17 protein-coding genes and 1 pseudogene are annotated in these 19727 nt (G+C 61.7%); 10 read left to right on the forward strand and 8 right to left on the reverse strand.

Annotation, left to right across the window (positions count from 1 at the left end; genetic code table 11):
• The first annotated feature begins 25 nt into the window (after window positions 1-25).
• From ABQJ48_RS08630 to ABQJ48_RS08660, 7 genes are all read left to right on the forward strand, one after another.
• On the forward strand, window positions 26-859 hold the full coding sequence (locus tag ABQJ48_RS08630; RefSeq protein ID WP_367837432.1) for a branched-chain amino acid ABC transporter permease: 834 nt from the start codon (window positions 26-28) through the stop codon (window positions 857-859).
• On the forward strand, window positions 852-2681 hold the full coding sequence (locus tag ABQJ48_RS08635) for a branched-chain amino acid ABC transporter ATP-binding protein/permease (RefSeq protein ID WP_367837326.1): 1830 nt from the start codon (window positions 852-854) through the stop codon (window positions 2679-2681). The genes ABQJ48_RS08630 and ABQJ48_RS08635 overlap by 8 nt, the downstream gene beginning before the upstream one ends.
• A complete protein-coding gene (locus ABQJ48_RS08640) occupies window positions 2678-3388 on the forward strand; it encodes an ABC transporter ATP-binding protein (RefSeq protein WP_367837328.1) in 711 nt (236 codons plus the stop codon). Before ABQJ48_RS08635 ends, ABQJ48_RS08640 begins: the two co-directional genes overlap by 4 nt.
• A gap of 21 nt (window positions 3389-3409) precedes the next feature.
• Entirely contained in the window at window positions 3410-4333 is a 924-nt protein-coding gene (locus ABQJ48_RS08645; RefSeq protein WP_367837330.1) for a DUF1028 domain-containing protein, read from the forward strand.
• Window positions 4330-5727: an amidase gene (locus ABQJ48_RS08650; RefSeq protein WP_367837332.1), complete on the forward strand. Its 1398-nt coding sequence runs from the start codon at window positions 4330-4332 to the stop codon at window positions 5725-5727. The genes ABQJ48_RS08645 and ABQJ48_RS08650 overlap by 4 nt, the downstream gene beginning before the upstream one ends.
• A complete protein-coding gene (locus tag ABQJ48_RS08655) occupies window positions 5724-6560 on the forward strand; it encodes a nitrilase family protein (RefSeq protein ID WP_367837334.1) in 837 nt (278 codons plus the stop codon). The genes ABQJ48_RS08650 and ABQJ48_RS08655 overlap by 4 nt, the downstream gene beginning before the upstream one ends.
• A gap of 561 nt (window positions 6561-7121) precedes the next feature.
• Window positions 7122-7664, forward strand: a complete 543-nt coding sequence (locus ABQJ48_RS08660; RefSeq protein WP_367837335.1) for an ANTAR domain-containing response regulator — start codon at window positions 7122-7124, stop codon at window positions 7662-7664.
• A gap of 123 nt (window positions 7665-7787) precedes the next feature.
• Here the strand turns inward: ABQJ48_RS08660 and ABQJ48_RS08665 are convergent, their stop codons facing one another.
• The 6 genes from ABQJ48_RS08665 to ABQJ48_RS08690 all read right to left on the reverse strand — a co-directional run bounded on the left by ABQJ48_RS08665 (window position 7788) and on the right by ABQJ48_RS08690 (window position 12831).
• A complete protein-coding gene (locus ABQJ48_RS08665; protein ID WP_367837336.1) occupies window positions 7788-8549 on the reverse strand; it encodes an SDR family oxidoreductase in 762 nt (253 codons plus the stop codon).
• Between the two features lie 128 nt (window positions 8550-8677).
• Window positions 8678-8953, reverse strand: coding sequence for an FmdB family zinc ribbon protein (locus ABQJ48_RS08670; protein WP_367837337.1), 276 nt, complete (start codon window positions 8951-8953; stop codon window positions 8678-8680).
• Between the two features lie 132 nt (window positions 8954-9085).
• On the reverse strand, window positions 9086-10018 hold the full coding sequence (locus tag ABQJ48_RS08675; protein ID WP_367837338.1) for an acetamidase/formamidase family protein: 933 nt from the start codon (window positions 10016-10018) through the stop codon (window positions 9086-9088).
• Between the two features lie 69 nt (window positions 10019-10087).
• A complete protein-coding gene (locus ABQJ48_RS08680; RefSeq protein ID WP_367837339.1) occupies window positions 10088-10918 on the reverse strand; it encodes an ABC transporter permease in 831 nt (276 codons plus the stop codon).
• Window positions 10919-10930: 12 nt separating this feature from the next.
• Window positions 10931-11764, reverse strand: a complete 834-nt coding sequence (locus ABQJ48_RS08685) for an ABC transporter ATP-binding protein (protein WP_367837340.1) — start codon at window positions 11762-11764, stop codon at window positions 10931-10933.
• Window positions 11761-12831, reverse strand: coding sequence for an ABC transporter substrate-binding protein (locus tag ABQJ48_RS08690; protein ID WP_367837341.1), 1071 nt, complete (start codon window positions 12829-12831; stop codon window positions 11761-11763). Before ABQJ48_RS08690 ends, ABQJ48_RS08685 begins: the two co-directional genes overlap by 4 nt.
• Before the next feature lie 1249 nt (window positions 12832-14080).
• On the opposite strand from ABQJ48_RS08690, the gene ABQJ48_RS08695 reads away from it, so the two are divergent.
• Both ABQJ48_RS08695 and ABQJ48_RS08700 read left to right on the forward strand, forming a co-directional pair.
• The gene (locus ABQJ48_RS08695) at window positions 14081-16231 is read left to right on the forward strand and encodes a phosphocholine-specific phospholipase C (RefSeq protein WP_367837342.1); all 2151 of its coding nucleotides are present in this window, start codon (window positions 14081-14083) and stop codon (window positions 16229-16231) included.
• A gap of 267 nt (window positions 16232-16498) precedes the next feature.
• The gene (locus ABQJ48_RS08700) at window positions 16499-17404 is read left to right on the forward strand and encodes a MurR/RpiR family transcriptional regulator (protein WP_367837343.1); all 906 of its coding nucleotides are present in this window, start codon (window positions 16499-16501) and stop codon (window positions 17402-17404) included.
• A gap of 166 nt (window positions 17405-17570) precedes the next feature.
• Here the strand turns inward: ABQJ48_RS08700 and ABQJ48_RS08705 are convergent.
• Window positions 17571-17702: pseudogene (locus tag ABQJ48_RS08705) on the reverse strand (IS630 family transposase); the annotation flags it as partial.
• 761 nt (window positions 17703-18463) lie between these two features.
• Here ABQJ48_RS08705 and ABQJ48_RS08710 point away from each other — a divergent pair.
• A complete protein-coding gene (locus tag ABQJ48_RS08710) occupies window positions 18464-19039 on the forward strand; it encodes a c-type cytochrome (RefSeq protein WP_367837344.1) in 576 nt (191 codons plus the stop codon).
• A 187-nt stretch (window positions 19040-19226) separates the two neighbouring features.
• On the opposite strand, the gene ABQJ48_RS08715 is transcribed toward ABQJ48_RS08710, so the two are convergent.
• Window positions 19227-19682: a hypothetical protein gene (locus ABQJ48_RS08715; RefSeq protein WP_367837346.1), complete on the reverse strand. Its 456-nt coding sequence runs from the start codon at window positions 19680-19682 to the stop codon at window positions 19227-19229.
• Window positions 19683-19727: the final 45 nt, after the last annotated feature.

Raw genomic sequence — 19727 nt, forward strand, 5'->3', positions numbered from 1 at the left:
GCCGTGCAAGGGAGTCCCGGCAATGCTGAATCTCGGGCTTGATGTCGTCACCACGGCGGCCATCCTGTTCATCGTTTCGGCGGGGTTGTTGATGGTCTTCGGCGTGATGAAGATCATCAACTTTTCGCATGGAGCGTTTCTGACGACGGGCGGCTACGCGAGCGTGCTCGTCGAGCACGCCGGCCTGAACTGGTGGTGGGGCGTGCCATGCGCGCTCGCGATTGGCTTCGTGGCGGGGATGGCGGTCGAGCGGTTCATCGTTCGTCCGCTGTACGCGCGCCCGCTCGATGCGATTCTTGCGACCTGGGGTCTGGGCATCATCGTTGGCCAGCTCATCACGCTGGCGTTCGGCCGCGGCGTGCAGATGGTGGCCAGTCCGGTCGACGGCGCCGTCTCGCTCGCCGGTACTCAGTACTCCGCCTACCGACTGATTCTGGTCGGCGTGGCCGTGCTGGTCGCGCTCGCGCTCGGCTGGCTGCTCAACGGCACCCGGCTCGGCTTGCAGACGCGGGCGGTGATCATGAACGAAGCCCTCGCACGCGGGCTCGGCATCAGCAGTTCGCGGGTGCGTTTCATCACCTTCTGTACCGGGGCGGCGCTGGCGTCGGCAGCGGGTTGTCTGATTACGCCGCTTGCCAGCGTGGATCCGAACATGGGCGTGCCGTGGATCGTCGGCGCGTTCATGCTGGTGCTGGTGTCCGGTTCTTCGCTGGTCAGTCTTGCGGTGGCGAGCCTGGTGCTCGGCGGCGCGCAAGTGCTGGTCAGTACCTTCGTCAATCCCGTGCTAGGCGGTCTGACTATCGCGGTATTGGCAGCTTTGTTGTTACGCGTTCGACCGGAGGGCTTCGCACGTGGCTGATCCCGCTTCCACCCTGTCGTTTCGCAGCGCGGTGGCTTCGCCATGGAAGGGGCCGGCAGCGATCGGCGTCGTTGCGCTCGTCGTTCTGGGCATCTGCAGCATCACGCTGCCCACCTTCCTCATCAACAACCTGATTCGCGCGTTTCTGTATGCGGCAGTCGCGTTGACCGTTGATTTGTTGTGGGGGTATACCGGCATCCTCACATTCGGGCAGTCGGCGTTTTTCGGCATCGGCGCTTACGCGGCCGGTCTGATTTTCACTCATGCCGGCTTTTCGTTTCCGCTTGCGGCGGCGGCACTCGCCGCCGGCGTCGCCGCAGCCTGGATCGTGTCGCGCGCGGTTGGCTGGCTGGCGTTTTATCACGGGGCATCGCCGCTCTATGCCTCGGTCGTCACGCTCGTATTGCCGATCGTGCTGGTTCAGTGCATCTATTCGGGCGGTCAGTTCACCGGATCTAGCAGCGGCCTGTCCGGCTTCGATAGCTTCGATATTCCGCTTGAAGCCTGGTTTTTCATCGCGGGCGCATTGCTGGTTGGGCTGGCCGTGGTGGCCTGGATGTTCGTGCGCAGCGATGCGGGGCAACTGCTGGTCGCCATCCGCGAAAACGAAGCGCGCTGTGAATATCTCGGCATCGATGTGTCGCGCTACAAGGCGCGGCTGATGGACGCGTGCGCAGTCATCGCCGCGTTCGCGGGCTTTCTGTTTGCCTGCGTGCAGATGGTGGTGGCGCCGGAATACGCCGGCTTTGTGTTCGGCACCGAACTGGTCATCTGGGTCGCGCTCGGCGGGCGCGGGTCGCTGATCGGGCCCATTGTCGGCGCCATGCTGATCGACGTCGGCAGCGCCTATCTCAGCGGCAATCTGCCTTATGTCTGGACGCTGCTGGTGGGCGTGGCGTTCGTGGTCGTGATCGTGGCGATGCCGCGCGGGCTGGCGCCGTTGGTAGCCGGTGCAGCGCGCCAGGCGTTGCCGCGCCGCCGCCGTTCGGCGCCCGCGCCGGTGACGCTGGTCGCAGCACCGCCGCGCGGCGACGGCATCGGGGACAACAGCGGTGTCGCGCTATCCATCAAGCAGGTGCGAAAGCATTTCGGCAGCCTCAAAGTCCTCGACGACATCAGCTTCGACGCGCGCGCCGGAGAGCTGCTCAGTCTCATCGGACCGAACGGCGCGGGCAAGAGCACGCTGATGCGCTGCATTGCGGACGGCGCGGAACGCTCAGGCGGCACAGTCGAGATCGGCGGTACGGAGATCCGCAGGCTCGCCCCGTACGACTGCGTGGCGCTTGGCGTCGGCCGCAAATTCCAGACTGCGACGGTGTTCGAATCGCTAAATGTCGGTGAGGCGTTGCGCGTGGCGCGCTATCGGACCGCGCCACCGTCGAAATGGCAGCGCGACCCGGTGCTCGCGCTGCCGCAGCCGGCCCTCGACGTGCTGCGGCTGACAGGACTCGACCGGATTCTCGAACGCGAGTGCCGCTACCTGTCGCACGGCCAGAAGCAGGCGCTTGAACTGGCGATGGTGCTCGCGCTGGAGCCGCGCACGGTGCTGCTGGACGAGCCTACCGCGGGCTTGACGAAAGAGGAGCGCACGCAGATCGGCGAGATTTTCGTCGAACTGTCGTCGCGCTACCGGATGTGTCTTCTGCTGGTTGAGCATGACCTGGATTTCGTGCAGCAGATCAGTTCGCGCATCGTCGTGCTGCACCAGGGGCGCATTGTGATGGACGGTGGTGTCGAGGAAGTCGTGCACTCCGAAATCGTGCGTGCGGTGTACGCGGGCGGTGCACATTCCGCCGCCAGTCAACCGGAGGCGGACGCATGAAGGCATCGACGATTGTTCAGGTCGACGCGCTGCACAGCGGGTACGGCGAGGCGATGGTGCTCAAGGGCCTGAACCTCACGCTCGCGCGCGGCGAAGCGGTGGCGATTCTCGGCAAGAACGGCATGGGCAAAACGACCTTGCTGAAAACGCTGATGGGTTTCATTCGCCCGAAGAGCGGCGATATCGCGCTGTTCGGCGAGCGGACCACGGGCGTGCCGCCGAACCGCATCGCGTGGCGCGACGTCGCTTACATCCCGCAGGAAAAGGCCTTGTTTCAGGACTTGTCCGTCGAAGATAACCTGAAGCTCGCCCTCATGCGCGATCGCGATTTCAAGCCGTTTTTCGAGCGTATCGAGGATCTTTTTCCGTTTTTGAAGGATCGCCTGAAGCAGAAAGCCGGGACGCTGTCGGGCGGCGAGCAGAAGATGCTGCTGGTCGCACGCGCGTTGATTCGCCAGCCGAAGCTGATTCTGGTCGATGAAATCACCGAGGGCATGCAGCCGTCGGTGATCGAACGGCTGGTCGGCATTCTCAGCCGCGAGCGGGACACCGCCGGCACGACGATGCTGCTGGTCGAGCAGCACCTGCATTTTGCTTTTGCCGTCGGGAATCGCTACGCGGTGCTCGAACTGGGTGAGATTGCAGCGGCTGGTGACACGGCGGATACGTCGGCGCAAGCCACGGTTGCGCGTTTTCTGTCGCTGTAACGCTAAGGGGGAAGGTTTGTCATGACGTTTTCCATCGTCGCGCGCTGTGCGCGCACCGGCGCGCTGGGTGTGGCCGTCAGTACGGCGGTGCCGGCGGTCGGCGCGATGTGCGTGTATCTGCGCACCGGCGTGGGCGCGGTGTCGACGCAATCCTGGGTCAATCCGTATCTCGCGCTCGATGCGCTCGACCTGCTCGATCAGGGAATGAGCGCTGAACAGGCGCTCGCGCGGGTACTGCATGACGATGCCGCCGCGGATCTGCGGCAGCTCGGCATGGTCGACCGCAACGGTCAAAGCGCGTGCTGGACCGGTTTGCAATGTACGGGTTGGGCGGGACAGCGCAGCGGCACGTCCTGTACGATTCAGGGCAACATGCTGGTCGGCGCCGGGACGCTCGATGCGATGCTCGCCGCGTATGAGGCGAGCGGTGAACTCCCGCTTGAGGAGCGCCTGATGCGCGCGCTCGAAGCGGGACAAGCCGCTGGCGGAGACAAGCGCGGCCGGCAATCGGCGGCGCTCAAGGTGGTGCGCGACGAGGCGTATGCCCACCTCGATTTGCGGGTCGACGAACATCCGCAGCCGGTTGCCGAATTGCGGCGCGTGTTCGAGGTGGCGCAGCGGCAGTTCGTCCCGTTCGTCGAAGGGATGCCCACCCGCGGCGATCCCGGCCGTGCGCCGCCGGCCGCCGTAACGGAGTTGCTGTTGACGCCGCCGCAATCGAGGCCGGGCGCAACGGAGCCGTTGGATGCCGACATGCGGGTGCTCGGCCGGTGGCTCGGCGTCGAGTTCGCTGCGCAACGCGTGGCGCACAACCTCGGCACCTACGCGCCGATCCTCGCGGAGATCAGGAAGTTGCGAGAACTCGATCTGTCAGAAGTGCACCCGGCGGTCGTGTTCGATCCGGCGCGCGCTTATGCGAAACCTGACAACCCGGGCGAAGCATGAACGACGATCTCACCGCCATCGCCGCGCGCATCGCATCGGGCGAACTCGCGCCGGCCGACGTCATGGACGGGTTGCTCATGCGCATCGCCGCGCTCGATCCGCAAGTGCTCGCATATGAATGTCTCAACCCGGCCGCGCGCGCCGAAGCCGAGCAATGCACGGAGGAACTGACGCGCGGTGTACGGCGCGGTCCGCTGCATGGCGTGCCGATTGCGATCAAGGACAACTACCTGACGGCCGGCATGCCGACCACGGCAGGCAGCCGTGCGCCGGGGTATACGTTCGCGAACGAAGACGCAGCCGCCGTTGCGCGCCTGAAGGCGGCCGGCGCGGTAGTGATCGGCAAGACACGCACACATGAGTTTGCGTGGGGCACCGAGACGCCGCCCACCCGCAATCCGTGGGACCCGTTGCGCATCCCCGGTGGGTCGAGCGGCGGCTCGGGCGCGGCGCTGGCCGCGGGCATGGCCTACGGCGCGCTAGGATCGGACACGGGCGGCTCGATTCGCATTCCCGCGAGTCTATGCGGCGTAGTGGGCCTGAAGCCGACGTTCGGTCGCGTCAGCCGCGCGGGGATCGTGCCGCATAGTTGGTCGCTCGATCATGCGGGGCCGTTGTCTCTGTCGGTGCGCGACGCAGCGCTGCTGCTCAAGGTGCTCGCCGGACACGACGCGCGCGACCCCGGCAGCGCCGACGTACCGGTGCCGGATTACACCGCGTCGTTGGACGGCGGCATCGCGGGCGTGCGCATCGGCGTGTGCCGCAATCACTTCTTCGGTGCCAACGAGGCGGACGTCGAGGCGCAAGTTGAGCGCGCCATTGCGACGCTCGCCGCGCTCGGTGCGCAGGTGATCGACTTCGAGGTGCCCAATCTGCGATACGGGTTGGGTGCGATCTTCGCAATCGAACTGGCGTCGTCGAGCGCGTATCACGATCGCGGCCTGCAGCGCGGCGCGACCGCCGCGATGGCCGACGACGTGCGTACGCTCGTCGAGATCGGCCGCATGGTGTCGGCGTCGGACTATCTCAAAGCCGAACAGTTGCGCGCGTGCCTGATCGATGATTTCAAGGCGGTATTCGAGCGCGTCGACGTTGTCGTGACGCCCGCGTCGCCGGTTACCGCATGGCGGCGCGGACAGGCAACGGTGGTGACCGGGGGTATGGAAGAGAGCCCGCTTGCGGCGTCATGGCGTCTTACCTATCCATTCAACCTGACCGGTCTGCCAGCGCTATCCCTGCCATGCGGCTTCGATTCGCGCGGCTTGCCGATCGGTCTGCAGATCGCCGGTAGACCGTTCGACGAAGCTACGATTCTGCGCGTAGCCGCGTCCTATGAAAGCGTGCACCGCTGGGACGCGGTGCGCTCGCCGATTGCGAGGAGCGTGCAGCCATGACGACAGGTAACGAGAGCAGGGTGACCGTGGCGTGCGTGCAGATGCGCCCCGAAGTGGGGGCCAAGGCGCGCAACGTGGCACGCTCGATCGAATTGATCGAGCAGGCGCAGGCGCGCGGCGCAAACCTGATCGTGCTGCCGGAGTTGTGCAATTCAGGTTATGTATTCGAGTCGCGTGGAGAGGCGTTCGCGCTGTCCGAAACCTTGGCGGACGGTGACACGATCAAGCAGTGGGGCGCGCTTGCCGCGCGTCTGGACGTCACGCTGGTGGCCGGGTATGCCGAACGCGACGGCGCTTCGCTCTACAACTCGGCGGCTGTGATCGGTCCGACAGGCGTGCTGGGCGGCTATCGAAAAATGCATTTATGGGGTGACGAGCAGCTCTTTTTCGAACCGGGCAACCTCGGCATGCCTGTGTTTCATACACCGTTTGGCCGGCTGGCTTGCGCGATCTGTTATGACATCTGGTTCCCTGAAGTTTTCCGGATGGCGGCGGTTAGGGGCGCCGACATCCTGTGCGTGCCGACCAACTGGGTGCCGATGCCTGCGCAGCCGCCCGAGTTGCCCGCGATGGCGAACCTCCTGGCGATGGGCGGCGCGCATACAAACGGACTCTTCGTGGCGGCGGCGGACCGGGTCGGCGTTGAACGCGACCAGCCGTTTCTTGGATGCAGCCTGATTGTCGACTCGCATGGTTGGCCGGCGGCCGGTCCTGCCAGCGCAACGGACGAAGAGATTGTCGTGGCGTCGGTGAATCTGGCCGACGCGCGCAGGCACCGGCAACTGAATGCGTTCAATCACGTATTGCGGGACCGCCGTCCTGACATCTATTGAGACGGCGTTCAATCCTACGCGTTCACCCCTCGCTGCGCTTATACACCCGTATAAGCGGGGTACCCCAACGCGACATTGGCATATCCGACCGTAGAATAGATTCGCCCTCCTGCTCGACGTAATCTTCTCTCATCGCTACACGCTCGATGCACACCAGCGGAAAGCTCGCGGTTCGGCCCCACGACGACACCACGCTTGCGAATGCTCGCCCGGCCGATTTCTCTCTAGCGTCTGAAAGGAATCGTCGTGTCATATGCTCTTCAAAACTGGATCCATATCGGAAGCAACTCGTATGGCGAATACACCTTCGTGCCGTGGCTTGGCAGGACCGTTTATCGCCGCACGGTCGACTTCTCTTCAGTATGTATGCAATAGCCGCAAAGTCAGAACCTGTTTGGCCGCTATCGTTGTTCGACGACCGTTTCGCTCTTTCCCGAAGAGGAGTACGCCCGAACGCATTGCGGATTCGCAGGGTGAGTGCCTACATGCGAGGTCGCAACGATGAAGCGGACCGCGGATACCTTTGCGATTCTGCGCGATTTGCGCTCGATGAAAGTCGTTGTGATTCATCCGCAGGACCAGGATGGCGACGAACTTGTCGCGCAACTGCACCGCATTGGGTGCGACGTGGAGTTGTGCTGGCCGACACTCGACTGCTTGCCCTCCGGAACCGGACTCGTGCTGATGGCGGTGCGCCCCGAAACCCTCTCGATCAATTTTCCGTGGCTCGGAACCAGCATGTCGCCGCCCGTGATTCCAGTGGTGACCTACGAAAATCCGAGCACCATCGAAGCGGTGCTGCGTCTGAACGCACTGGCGATGATACCGTCACCGGTGCGCTCACTCGGGTTGCTAACCGCGATTGCGGTGGTGCTGACGCAGTTTGAGGGATTGCGGAGGCGCGATCGATACATTGAGCGGCTCGAGAACAAACAAGCGAAGATTAGAGTGATCCAGCAGGCCACGCAGCTTGTGATGGAAAGGCGCGGCGTGTCCGAAGAGCACGCGTACCAGTTGCTCCGCTCAAAAGCGATGCTCAAGCGTGAGCAGATCGAGGTGGTGGCAAGCGAGATTGTCGAGGCGCACCAAACGCTGGCTCTTTAGCCCACAAGAACACTCGCGTTCATGATATGCATGAACGAAGCGCGCGGGCCGGCCGATGCGGCGCGTCCGGATAGACACCGAAGAGACAGGCGCCGCCAGACGCCCGCAACCGTTGTAACTTCGCTACCCCCGCCCGACGAACGGCATCTTGCTCGCCATAATGGTCATGAACTGCACGTTCGCATCGAGTGGCAGATCAGCCATATAAAGGACCGCACCGGCGACGTGCTCCACATCCATCAGAGGCTCGACGGCAATTTCACCGTTGGCCTGTGGCACTCCGTTCGCCATCCGTGCCGCCAGGTCGGTCAGAGCGTTGCCGATGTCGATCTGTCCGCAGGCGATGTCGTGTTTGCGTCCGTCGAGTGATGTGGATTTGGTCAAACCGGTGATCGCGTGCTTGGTGGCCGTATAGGCGATACTGTTCGGACGCGGCGCGTGCGCGGAGATCGAGCCGTTGTTGATAATCCGTCCGCCGCGCGGCAGTTGCGTTTTCATCAACGCGACGGCAGCGCGCGTGCAGAGGAAGGCACCCGTCAGATTCGTGTCCACGACGGCGCGCCAATCGTCCAGACTGAGTTCGTCTATATCGACGGCCGGTGCGCCACGGCCAGCATTGTTGAAGAGAAGATCGAGGCGGTTGTAACGTTGTCGTATCGCGTCGAAGAGCGCGGCGACGCTGGCGGCGTCCGTGACGTCGGTGGGAACGGCAAGTGCCTCATGACCGAGTCGGTGCGCCTCGTCGGCTAGCGCTTCCAGGGGTGCCTGGGATCGTCCAGCGAGCACCACACGGTAGCCGTGCTGAAACAGCTTGCGAGCGGTGGCGCGTCCGATACCACTACCCGCACCAGTGATCAATGCGATCTTGCCGGGTTCTGAACTCATGAGACAAACCTCCATGTACCAATACGAACTACATGCGATCAACCCGCGTAATACGGTAATCGCGAGTTCTTTCGCAATAGTGAAATGCTTTCTCCGCTGTCGTTTTGTCCATCGCAAGGGGAATCCATTCAACCCGCCGGCGATTCGGCGCTCGGCTGTCCGCTTGGGCGCGCACTTGACCCGCAGCCGCAACCCGCTCCATGTTGATGCGTATAAACCGCACGTTCGTTGACCTGGCGTTCGGCACTCACTGTCGAAGACATAAACGCCAACGCAGGCATGGCTAGCATGCGCTGCGCGATAGCGCTACACCTGGGGCAAGCACAGGCGGCGTCGCGTTCAGCCACCCGGCGCATGACGGCAAAAGTGCCGCAGGTATCACAACGATAGGGATAAATCGGCATCGCCTTTCTTTCCTCTTTCTTCCAGATCGATAGTTTTACAACAGATGGCGCATGTTGTTGAGCTCCGCCGGTGAAGCTTTCGCAATCACCGACAGCGTTCAGAGCAATGAAAACAGGCCCGATGCCGTTTCCTCAACGCTTGGGCAAGTACTTCTTGTCGACTTTGCAGATATAGGTGTATTTCGGATTTACCATCTGGGTACAGCGCGCTTCCGCGATCTGGCCGAGCAGCATGTACGCTTCGGCACCAGGGATGCCGTAGCCCTCTTCAAGCCAATAGACCATTTCCTCGAACGCGATGCGCAGCGCGTCGTCGAGCGGCCGCGCACAGCCGACGGTACAAATGTGCGTCGGGGTCTCGATGCGCGGCCAGGTCATGCGGCTCGGCGCCCGGACGAGGTCGACCTTGAGCTTCAGGTGGCCACGAATTTCGATCGCCCCCATGCCGTTGCATTCGGCGTCGCCCTGCAACGCGTGCACGTCGCCGAAATACAGGTACGCGCCTTCATGGAACACCGGAAACATGATGCGATTGCCGTTCGTGACTTCCTGGATGTCCAGGTTGCCGCCGTGCGTACCGTTGTCGACGGTGAGCGTGCCACCCGCCACCGGCGCCACGCCGATTACTCCGATCATCGGCTTGGCTTCCAGCTTGAGCGAATCGCTCCAGTGAACAATGCCATTTTCGACGACCACGTTGCGATTCTGGATGCCGAATTCCTTCTTCCGGACCCAATCCGGAAAAATGCCGATGCCCGGCCACAGGGCGGTGTAACCCAGACCGTGCACGCCGACTTCGAGGACGTCGATCACGACCATATCGCCAGGCTTCGCGCCGCGCAGACGCACGGGCCCAGTGGCCGGATTGACAAACGGGAGCTTCACTTTCGACTCGTCGAGCTTTTCGTCGAGCTGCGTAATCAGATGGCCGCCGATGTTCAATTCGGTCTCGACCTCGAAGGTCTCGCCAGGCGAGACTTCGGCGATGAAACCATCGGTAGCCGTCAGTGCGTACTTCAGGTCATCCTTGCGGATGATCTGGTGATGTGCGGATAGCGTGCTCATAGGATGCTGCGTACTCCTTCAGGGTTGCCAAATGCCATCTGCCGGCAACATCGCGGCGGACGGCTTAGATCAATCGAACTTGTGCCAGGGCATGAGGAAGCGCTCGAGCCGGCCGACGAGAAACGACAGGAAGAGCGCGAGCGCGATGGTTACCACCACGCCGGCAAATACTTTGGGAATGATGTAAAGGCTGCCCGCCTTGAAAATCGCATGACCGAGCCCGTCGTCCGACGACATGAATTCGCCCACAATCGCACCAATCAACGCAAAGCCGACCGTGAGCCTGAGGCCCGCGAAGATGTCGCGCAATGAGGCAGGGATCACCAGCTTGCGGAAAGTCTGCCGCTTGCTCGCACCGAGCGTGCGCATCTGATTGATCTGATCGTCATCGACGCTGGTCGCGCCCTTGTACGCGGTGACCAGCGCCACCACCACGACGGAAAGGGTCGACATGGCGAGTTTTGACGCTAACCCGGTACCGAACCAGATGATGACGATAGGCGCGAGTGCGACGATCGGAATCGAGCCCAGCGCAACGATGAACGGCTGCATCACCTTCGAGACGAAGCGCGAATACCATAGCGACAAGCCCAGCACGGTGCCGATGATATTGCCGAACAGAAAGCCGAGCAGTGTTTCCATACCGGTCACGCTGGCGTCGTGCAGGAGACTGCCGTCCTGCTGCATTTTTACCAGGTAACCCCAGATCTGGCTGGGCGAGCCGAACAGGAAAGCAAGCGCCGGACTCGACGTCGCAACTTGCCAGAGTGCGAGCAGTGCAGCGAGCAGCGCGAGTTGACAGGCGGCTACGGCGAGCTTGCCACGGCAACGGCGCAGCAGCCTGCGCCATTTGAGGGATGCGGGCGCATATGGGGGTGCCGGGGAGCGGGTTTCTTGCACGCGGGTTCCTTTTCAACGTTCGCCCATGCGCACGTCGAGCTGAGACCAGATCTCGCGTACGTAGGCGGTGAAGCCCGCAGCGTCGCGGGCGGCCATCATGTCGTTGCGATCGCATTCCAGGTGAATCTCGTGGATTGCCTTGATGCGCGACGGACGGTGGGTGAGGACGATCACGCGGTCCGACAGCGAGACCGCCTCCTCGACGTCGTGCGTGATCAGCAGGACGGAGCGACCTTGGCCCCTGACCAGCCGGGCCATGTCGCTTTCGAGCACCAGCTTCGTCTGGAAATCGAGCGCCGCGAACGGCTCGTCGAGAAGCATCACTTCGGGGTCGGTCACGAGCGTGCGCGCGAGCGCAACCCGTGCACGCATCCCGCCGGATAGAGCCGACGGGTAATAGTCGTAATACGGTGCGAGTCCAACCTTGCCGAGCATCGCATGCGCCTTTTTCTCGCGGTGCGCGCGCGGCATTGCGGTCATTTCGAGGCCAAGCGTGACGTTGGCTAACACGTTGCGCCATGGCATCAGCATGTCCTTCTGCAACATGTAGCCGATTCCCCTGGGGACGTCATTCAGCGCCTGGCCGTGCCACAGCACCGCGCCGCGCGTTGGCTGCGTAAGACCGCTCATCAGGTTCAGCAGCGTGGTCTTGCCGCAACCAGATGGACCCACCAGGCTGACAATTTCCCCAGCACGGAGGCTGAAGGAAATGTCGCCGATGACCTGGTTCAGTTCGCCGTCATCCTCGCCGTACGATTTGCCGACCCCTCGCGCAACCAGCGGGGCGAACGGACGGGCCGTCCCTTCCGCCTGCGCTGCAGGCGCGTCCGCGCCCGCTAGCTTCATTTGGACCTCGCCACCGTTGCGCCTGCGTCCGCCACGGCGGTTTTGACCGCCTTGTCGGAGAAGGTGTTGTCGATCACGTCGTTATAGGAGAGCGTTCCTTGTACGTTGCCCAGGTACTTCTGCATCGATATCAGCTTGTCCCACTGCTGCCGGTCGACCGGCAGCGTCTGCGCCGGGATCTTGTACTGCAACTCCATATCGATCGCCTTGTTCACCACGTCGGGCGGCAGGTCCGGGAACTCCGCACGGGCAACTTCCTTTGCGTAGTCGGGCTTGGCATACGTAAGACGTGCGGCTTCTTCGAGTGCGTCCACGAGCGACTGCACGACGTCGGGATGCGCCTTCGCATACTCCGGCAGCACCATGATCCCTGTATTGCAGAACGGGCCCATATAGCTCGAGAAGTCGAATACCACTTTCGCCCCTTGCGCCATTGCAGCCGCGACCATCGGCTGCTGCGCAAACGCGATGTCGGCGCGACCCGCGAGCATGGCGCCGATTTCCGTGCCGGGGGTCACTTCGACGATCTTCGTGTCTGTGCCGACTTTCAGGCCATTGTCCTGCAGCAGTTTCTTGGTGACGCTGTACTCGGTATTCGGATCGGGCGACGTGACCAGGGTCAGACCTTTGAAAGCCTTGGGATCGGTGATGCGCGCCACGGTCTTCGATACGCCAAAGTAATGTGCGCGCTGCACCAGCGTCCCGACGACGATGCCCGGTCCGCCGCGCTCGCGAGACATCTCCACCATGGTCGGATCGCCGACGGCGAACTGCGCGGTCTTGCCGAGCACCGCGGCGAAAGCCTGCGTGTCCCCACCGGCCGCGCTCAGGTGCACCGTCAGCCCGTGCTTCTCGAACAGCTTCGCGTGCCGTGCGACGTAGAGGTCGATGTAACCGAGGTTATGTACCGCCTCGGAAAACTCGATGGGTTGCAGCGGCGCCGCGAGAGCGGGGTGAACGAAGCCTAAAGCGCTGGCGCTGAGCATGGCGAGCAGAACACGCCCAAGCCGAGGCAGGGCACCGGTAGCAAAGCCTGAACCGACTGCTGAAGATGTGCGGCTTTTCATTGCTTGAACTCCGACAATAATGCGATCGCAAAACGAAAAAGGTCCGGCATCAGACGCGCTGATGTCGGACCTTTTTGGCCGGTGTTATCCAAGACGCCTTTGTCTGGATAACGGGGGTGCTGTTTGATGCTCGCCGCGTACGGCGAACCTCAGCATGGTCTATTAAGCAACTGCTATGCCAGTTTTCGTCCCACCGCATGTGCGGGCTTCTTCGATGCTTGTGAACCCCTAAATGGAAGAGGGATCACTGACATTTCATGGCGAGCAAAAGGGCTAGGTGAACGAGCTGCGCATGCGCCGGCAGCGCACCACTTCGCGTACTCCTGCACGTCGCAGCACGCCAATGGTGCACCGTTGCACAGGCAACTGGCATTCGATATCTGTGCCCCCGGCCGAACAGACGGCGCGTGAGGATGCGGAAGTCGCGCAGCAATACGCGCGTGTTGTCACACGCTCTCGACCACTCCCGCCGTTGGACCTGACCGAGTGCCTACGACCCGCTTCAGTGGCCATGCCGACGTCTGGCTTTTCGAGCGAAGCGACGGGTCGATGGCGCATCACATCGCTGCCTGCTGTCTGTCGTTCCCGGCCACATTCATCCGCAAAAAAAGCAAGCGAAAGTAGGCTTCACAATGGCGTCAGATGCACAGACCTCGGAAGATCGGAAGTTATCCTAACTAAAAATGACTTCTTGCAGGATGGCACCGCAAGCGTAACCCGCTCTCCGTACTGCATCAACAGTGGCCATGCCAGCGGCGGGGTTCAACCGGGATGGAAGGTGTCGTGGCCAGCGGTCTCTGGCAGAGCCGCAACCGACAGAAGCAGAATGAGTTTTTCTCAGCGTATCTTTTCTTGAAAATGAAATGTCTTCATTCTGCTGACACATTCAGTTTTTATTCTGTGTGCCTGTACCCGCTACTGCCCAGGTCTTGGCGCCATGTTCTGGCCAGACCTGATCACCACGGAGATCGGTCAACTTTGTGTTTTCCATAAGTTGTACTAACTCCATACTACCCGATGAGCTCCCGCCAATGACCCAATTCCTGTTGTATGGCCGTGCCGTAGCGGCCTGCATCGTTCTGAGCCTGTCGCTAACCGCTTGCGGCGGGTCTTCGACAAACCCGTCAGGCGCGGACGCCACTGCTACCGCCAATCGGGCGTCGCCCGCCGCACCTGCCGTCAAGCTGCATTGCGCGCCCTGACGCCACGAAGTGCCGCCCCAGTGCTCAATCCCTACGCAGTCAAGACCATGAAAAAACTCGATCGACGCAGTTTCCTCACCGGCGCCGCCAAATCGGCAGGCGCCGCCCTCGCGCTGGGCGTACTGCCGCCCAGTATCGCCCGCGCGCTTTCCATCCAAGCTGCGGTAGACACCGGCACCATCAAGGACATCAAGCACATTGTGATTCTGATGCTTGAAAACCGCGGCTTCGATCACTACTTCGGCACCCTGAGGGGCGTACGCGGCTACGGTGACCGCTTGCCGATTCCGCTTGAAAGCGGCAAGGACGTTTGGTACCAGCAGGACGCAAGCGGTAAAGAGATTCCGCCGTATCACATGGATATGACCAAGGTCAAGGCATTGCAGTCGCCCAGCACGCCGCACAGCTTCTCCGACATGCAGGCCGCCTGGAACCAGGGCAAGTCAGGCCATTGGCCCGTTTACAAGACGCAGTACACGATGGGCTATCTTGCCCGCAGCGACATTCCGTTCCATTTCGCGCTGGCCGATGCGTTCACGATCTGTGATAACCACTTCTGCTCGACCACGAGCGGCACGGACCCGAATCGCGTGGTTTTCTTCTCGGGCTCGGGCTTCGATCCGAAGCTGGCGAAGAAGGGCATCAATAGCGACGACCGGACCTCCGAACCCAACAATGATCGTTGCTGGATCACCGGCACCATGCCGACGCCGGGGTATACGTATCCGGACAATGCACTCACATGGCTTTCCCTGCCGTCAGTACTCGAGAAGGCCGGCGTGAGCTGGAAAATCTACCAGGACACCAACGACAACTGGACCGGCGCCATGCACGGCGGCCTGGCTTTCCAGGACTTCCGCACTGCCAAGCCCGGCGATCCGCTGTACGTGAAGGGTCTGACGGACTATTCCATTGCGGACCTGAAAAACGATGTGATGAGCAACCAGTTGCCCGAAGTGTCGTGGATCTTGTGCACAGCCGCCAACTCGGAGCACTCCGGCAACAGCAATCCAGCAATTGGTGCCAACTTCACGGCCGAAGTGCTCGACGCGGTCACCTCCAATCCAGAGGTCTGGGCGCAAACCGCATTCTTTCTGACCTACGATGAGAACGACGGCCTGTTCGATCATGTACCGCCGCCGGCGCCACCGTCGTACAACCTGGACGGCACATTGGCAGGCAAGGCCACGTTCCCGCTGGACGGTGAGTACTTCTCCGATCCGGCCAGAAAATACCTGAACGCCCAGGACACCATCAGCGGCAATGTGCGGCCGTGGGGTCTCAGCGCGCGCGTGCCGATGTACGTCATCTCGCCGTGGAGCAAGGGCGGATGGGTCAACTCGCAGGTCTTCGATCACACGTCGATGAGCCTGTTCTTAGAGAAGCGCTTCGATATTACTGTCGACGCGGTCAGTCCGTGGCACCGCGCGGTCTGTGGCGACCTGACCTCGTGTTTCGACTTTGTTTCGCCCAACGATCCGGTCTTTCCCAAACTGCCGGATACGAGCAACTACCAGGCCGTGCTTGCCGCCCAGGCTTCACTGCCCATCGCAGCGCCGCCGGCTACGCCGCAGCCGCTGTTCCAGGAGCCGGGCACACGCTTTTCGCGCGCGCTGCCCTATGAGCTGCATACCAGCGCACGCATCGAGGGGCCCGGTCTCGTCAAGCTGATGTTCAGCAACACGGGTAAGCAAGGAGCAGTGTTCCATGTGTACGACAAGAATCACCTGGACCGCATCCCGCGCCGATATACGGTCGAAGCCGGCAAGACGCTCGAGGACTACTGGGACGACACGCTGAAGGGCGACCTCGGCAAATACGAGCTGTGGGTCTACGGTCCGAATGGTTTCCTGCGTACGTTCGCGGGCAACGCAGTCGCCGCCAGTGTCGCGACCTTCAGGCCCGAAGTGCAGGTCTGCTACGACACGGACGCGGGCCAGGTCTACGTGAAGTTGCACAACTCCGGTCGCGCGCCCGGCACGGTGACCGTGCAGTCCAACGCCTACCGCACCGATGGCCCCTGGCAGTTGAATGTTCCTGTGGGCGATGTCGGCATGCTGCACTGGGATCTCTCGGGCAGCGGCAACTGGTACGACTTCACGGTGACGGGAGACAACTTCATGCGCCGCTTCTCGGGACGTATTGAAACGGGCAAGCCGACTGTCAGCGATCCGGCAATGGCCCTTCACTTGAGCTGAATTGGCTCCGGCCCGCGGAGGCGGGCTCTGACTTCCGCCGGCAGGCGGGATCGTGGACGCGGCAAACGTCATTCGACTGGTGGTTATCGACGCGGTGGCGTACGCGACTTCGCGCGACCTTTGATATTCGCCGCTTTCATCACGTTCGGAAGTCGCTCTCGCTGCTGGTACCTCGTGGGGCGCGGTCGCGTGTTGCGCATTGGGTGGCCCGAAGCGCGTCCCGCGCGGCGGGCCGGCGGCTGGGCGAATTCTTTCACAGGAGCCTGGATGAAATCCGCAATAAAGGGCGCGGCGAGTGCCGGGTCCGGAGCCTCGGCCCAGCCGAATTCGGTGTCGGCGATCCTGTCGCGCATCGAGCAGCTTTATCCGACCTTCGGCGCCACCAGCCAACGCATCGCCGACTTCATTCGCGAGCGCGCGCAGGAAGTGGTGCACATGTCGGTCAGTGACCTCGCCGAGCGCGTGGGTGCCAGCGAAGGCAGCGTGGTCGGCCTGTGCAAGGCGATCGGGGCCACCGGTTTTCAGCAGCTCAAGATCGTGCTGGCGCAGGAAATCGTGCGCCCGGTACAGATGATTCACGAAGACCTCGAGCCCAGCGACGACGCGGCGGCGGTAATTTCGAAAATCTTCAGCTCGAACGTGCAGACCCTGCACGAAACCCAATCCACGCTCGATGTCGGCGAACTCGAGCGGGCGGTCGGGGTGATCCGCAACGCCCGCCGCATTGAAATCTACGGGGTGGGCAGCGCGGCGTCGATCGCCGAAGATGCGCACTACCGCATGCTGCGCATCGGGCTCGACGTACGCGCGGTGATCGACCCGCATATCCAGGTCATCAGCGCGTCGCTTTGCGACCCCACCGTGGCGACGCTCACCATCTCCCACTCGGGCAGCACGCACGAAACAGTGACGGCAACGCGCCTCGCCAAGGAAGCCGGCGCACGCACCATCTGCCTCACGAACTTCGGGCGTTCGCCGATTCAGGCCTTTGCCGATATCGTGCTGTTCACCATGGCGCGCGAGACCAAATTTCGCACGGAAGCCATGACGAGCCGTCTTGCACAACTAGCGATCATCGACGTGCTGATTGCGTGCCTCGCGCTATCGGACTACGAGAAGTCGGCTGAAACGATCCGTCGTACCTTCGACGTACTGTCGCTCAAGCGATATTGACGGCCACGAGCAGCACCGCCACGTGCTCCGGCTTGTTCATCCAACCCGTACATCTGACACCTCCGCTTCGCAACATGCAGTCCATAAGTCGTAACATTCATTGGCAAGTCCAAGTTCCTCAAGTGGTTGGGTCGCGGCTGCGCTTTCGCAAATTGGCTCCGTCGTCGGTGATCAGCGCAAAGAAGCGTTCGACCTGGTTCAGCCACGAACTGTGGGTGGGAATGAAATGCATGTGCCAGCGGGGCTTTGCTGCCAGCCACGCCTTGACCTTGAGATGCTTGCGACTGCCATAGAAATCGAGCGCGAACGCGCTATCGAAGTCAGTTGCGAGCGTTCATCTTCACTCAACACCAGTTCGGCCTCCGGTCGTCCCATGGGCATGTTGGTATCTCCCGTTCCGTTGATAGCAACATGCTACGAGACCATAGATTGGTCAACAACAGAACGGAACATGTAAACGACCAGCGCATTTCGTCAAAAACCAGTGCAGCCGATGGTCCGGTCCTTTACCCCGTTAATGACAATTCTGTAATCAACGAGCAAGGGTGCCGTCAACTATCCGATCCAATAATGACTGCACGGTCTCAACGCGAACAAGGCGCGTTCGAGTAGAGTCCCTCGCGTCGAGCGCCATGCCTGTCAGCATGGTGGGCGTAGCGCGCCTATATGACATGACCGCGCGACCGTTCACTTCCCGGCGTAGAAGGCACCGGTATCGCGGGGCTCCTTTGCCACATACGAGCTCCTTTTCCAAATATCTGGATCTCCATGAAAGCCCCGCGTTGCCTTGCGATCGTTCTCGTCCTGTTTGGTACCGGCGGTTGTGCGAATACTCGTCCGGTTCAATCAGGAACGGAGACACATGGACCCAGCGTGCGAACGTCCTCCTGGACGCCGGTCGCATGCCAGTACCTGCACGTGAAAGCGAACTGTGCGGCCTGAAATAGCCGCTTCTTTCACGGCACATTCGTTGTTCGCGACGGAGTGGCCATTCTGTTTGCATGCATCTCATACCAGGTTCGAGCCGACAGTTATATCGCTTCCAGCAGGTGATCAAACATGAGCACAGCTAAAGACTCCTCTTTTCTTGTCCGTCATTCCACGCTGAGCGCTTTCGTTGCAGCCATTGTCGCGGTCGTGGCGGGCGGATTCGGCTTTATGTATTCGGGCCTGTACGATGTGTCGGCCGCATCCGGACACAACCCGCTTGTTGCCTGGGCGTTGCATAAGACTTACCTTCAGTCGCTGCACCGGCATGCGGCCGGCATCCAGGTGCCGACCGACCTGATGACCGTCGCCAACGTCGAAGCTGGCGCCCGTCTCTACAAGGGCACTTGCGTCGCGTGTCACGGCGCGCCGGGGCAAACGCTGAGTCCGATCGGTCAGGGCATCCTTCCGCTCGCGCCGGAATTGCTAAGCGCAACGCGCCGCAACAACCCTCAGATGATGTTCTGGGTGATCAAAAACGGCGTGAAAATGACCGCGATGCCAGCATTCGGCAAAACGCAAGACGATCAGACGATCTGGAACTTGACGGCATTCCTCTATAAAGGACGCGGCATGTCTGCTCAAGACTTCGAAAAGCTAAGCGCAGGTAAACCTGACGCTTCCTTCAAGCCATTGCAGTTGCCGTAGTACTCGCCGTTCCGGCTATTTCGTTTGCACAATCGAACGCCGCTGATGACAGCGCCGCCTCGCACAACGGCACTGCGTCCAGCTACCGTGGTGTTGCCGATGGCATGTGATCGGCGTGCCTATCGCCTGGTTCCAGTTGGTCAGATGGCCAACGTTAAAACCCTTGGGGTCTTTTTTGCATGGTCTCTTATTTGTTGCTGCCAGCCCCTGTGCCGTACAAACCATTGTCGAATCCGCCCGCGCCTTGCGTCTTCTGATCCTTGGCCCCGGTTTTGCCGCGCGCCGTCGCCGGGCTGCCGTCCCGGGTTTGCGGCTTTTGCGATTCGTGAACGGCCGAGGCGGCCCGATCGGGCTGGGACCCCATCGGGGAAGTACGGTTTTCTTGCTGTGATGCGCCGCTGTTCTGGGGAATTTGCGCAATACCGCATGGGCTTGCAGCGAGCATCGCGATTCCCACTGCCAGCGACGCCCAGCCGCTCGACGCGCGGCGGGTGGTTAGAAAGCGAAGATTCAGTGTCATGACAGAAACCTGCCCATAGAGGGTGAAAGGAAAATCGCGACCAACTGTAAAGGTGGATGAATTACTTAAAACGACGCAGCACGATGAATGCCCGGAATTGTTAAACAGGCTGCGACGCTTCATATTTGTCGCATTGCGGGATAACAAGATACCTCGCTGCAGCATTGA

This window comes from Paraburkholderia suaedae (genome assembly GCF_040812055.1).
Taxonomy (GTDB): Bacteria; Pseudomonadota; Gammaproteobacteria; order Burkholderiales; family Burkholderiaceae; genus Paraburkholderia.

What these genes read in the sequence shown, in the direction of transcription:
- ABQJ48_RS08690 (WP_367837341.1), bottom strand. Translation starts at nt 12,831, where the DNA reads ATGAAAAGCCGCACATCTTCAGCAGTCGGTTCAGGCTTTGCTACCGGT.
- ABQJ48_RS08650 (WP_367837332.1), top strand. Translation starts at nt 4,330, where the DNA reads ATGAACGACGATCTCACCGCCATCGCCGCGCGCATCGCATCGGGCGAA.
- ABQJ48_RS08670 (WP_367837337.1), bottom strand. Translation starts at nt 8,953, where the DNA reads ATGCCGATTTATCCCTATCGTTGTGATACCTGCGGCACTTTTGCCGTC.
- ABQJ48_RS08710 (WP_367837344.1), top strand. Translation starts at nt 18,464, where the DNA reads ATGAGCACAGCTAAAGACTCCTCTTTTCTTGTCCGTCATTCCACGCTG.
- ABQJ48_RS08700 (WP_367837343.1), top strand. Translation starts at nt 16,499, where the DNA reads ATGAAATCCGCAATAAAGGGCGCGGCGAGTGCCGGGTCCGGAGCCTCG.
- ABQJ48_RS08640 (WP_367837328.1), top strand. Translation starts at nt 2,678, where the DNA reads ATGAAGGCATCGACGATTGTTCAGGTCGACGCGCTGCACAGCGGGTAC.
- ABQJ48_RS08695 (WP_367837342.1), top strand. Translation starts at nt 14,081, where the DNA reads ATGAAAAAACTCGATCGACGCAGTTTCCTCACCGGCGCCGCCAAATCG.
- ABQJ48_RS08675 (WP_367837338.1), bottom strand. Translation starts at nt 10,018, where the DNA reads ATGAGCACGCTATCCGCACATCACCAGATCATCCGCAAGGATGACCTG.
- ABQJ48_RS08715 (WP_367837346.1), bottom strand. Translation starts at nt 19,682, where the DNA reads ATGAAGCGTCGCAGCCTGTTTAACAATTCCGGGCATTCATCGTGCTGC.
- ABQJ48_RS08665 (WP_367837336.1), bottom strand. Translation starts at nt 8,549, where the DNA reads ATGAGTTCAGAACCCGGCAAGATCGCATTGATCACTGGTGCGGGTAGT.
- ABQJ48_RS08655 (WP_367837334.1), top strand. Translation starts at nt 5,724, where the DNA reads ATGACGACAGGTAACGAGAGCAGGGTGACCGTGGCGTGCGTGCAGATG.
- ABQJ48_RS08645 (WP_367837330.1), top strand. Translation starts at nt 3,410, where the DNA reads ATGACGTTTTCCATCGTCGCGCGCTGTGCGCGCACCGGCGCGCTGGGT.
- ABQJ48_RS08685 (WP_367837340.1), bottom strand. Translation starts at nt 11,764, where the DNA reads ATGAAGCTAGCGGGCGCGGACGCGCCTGCAGCGCAGGCGGAAGGGACG.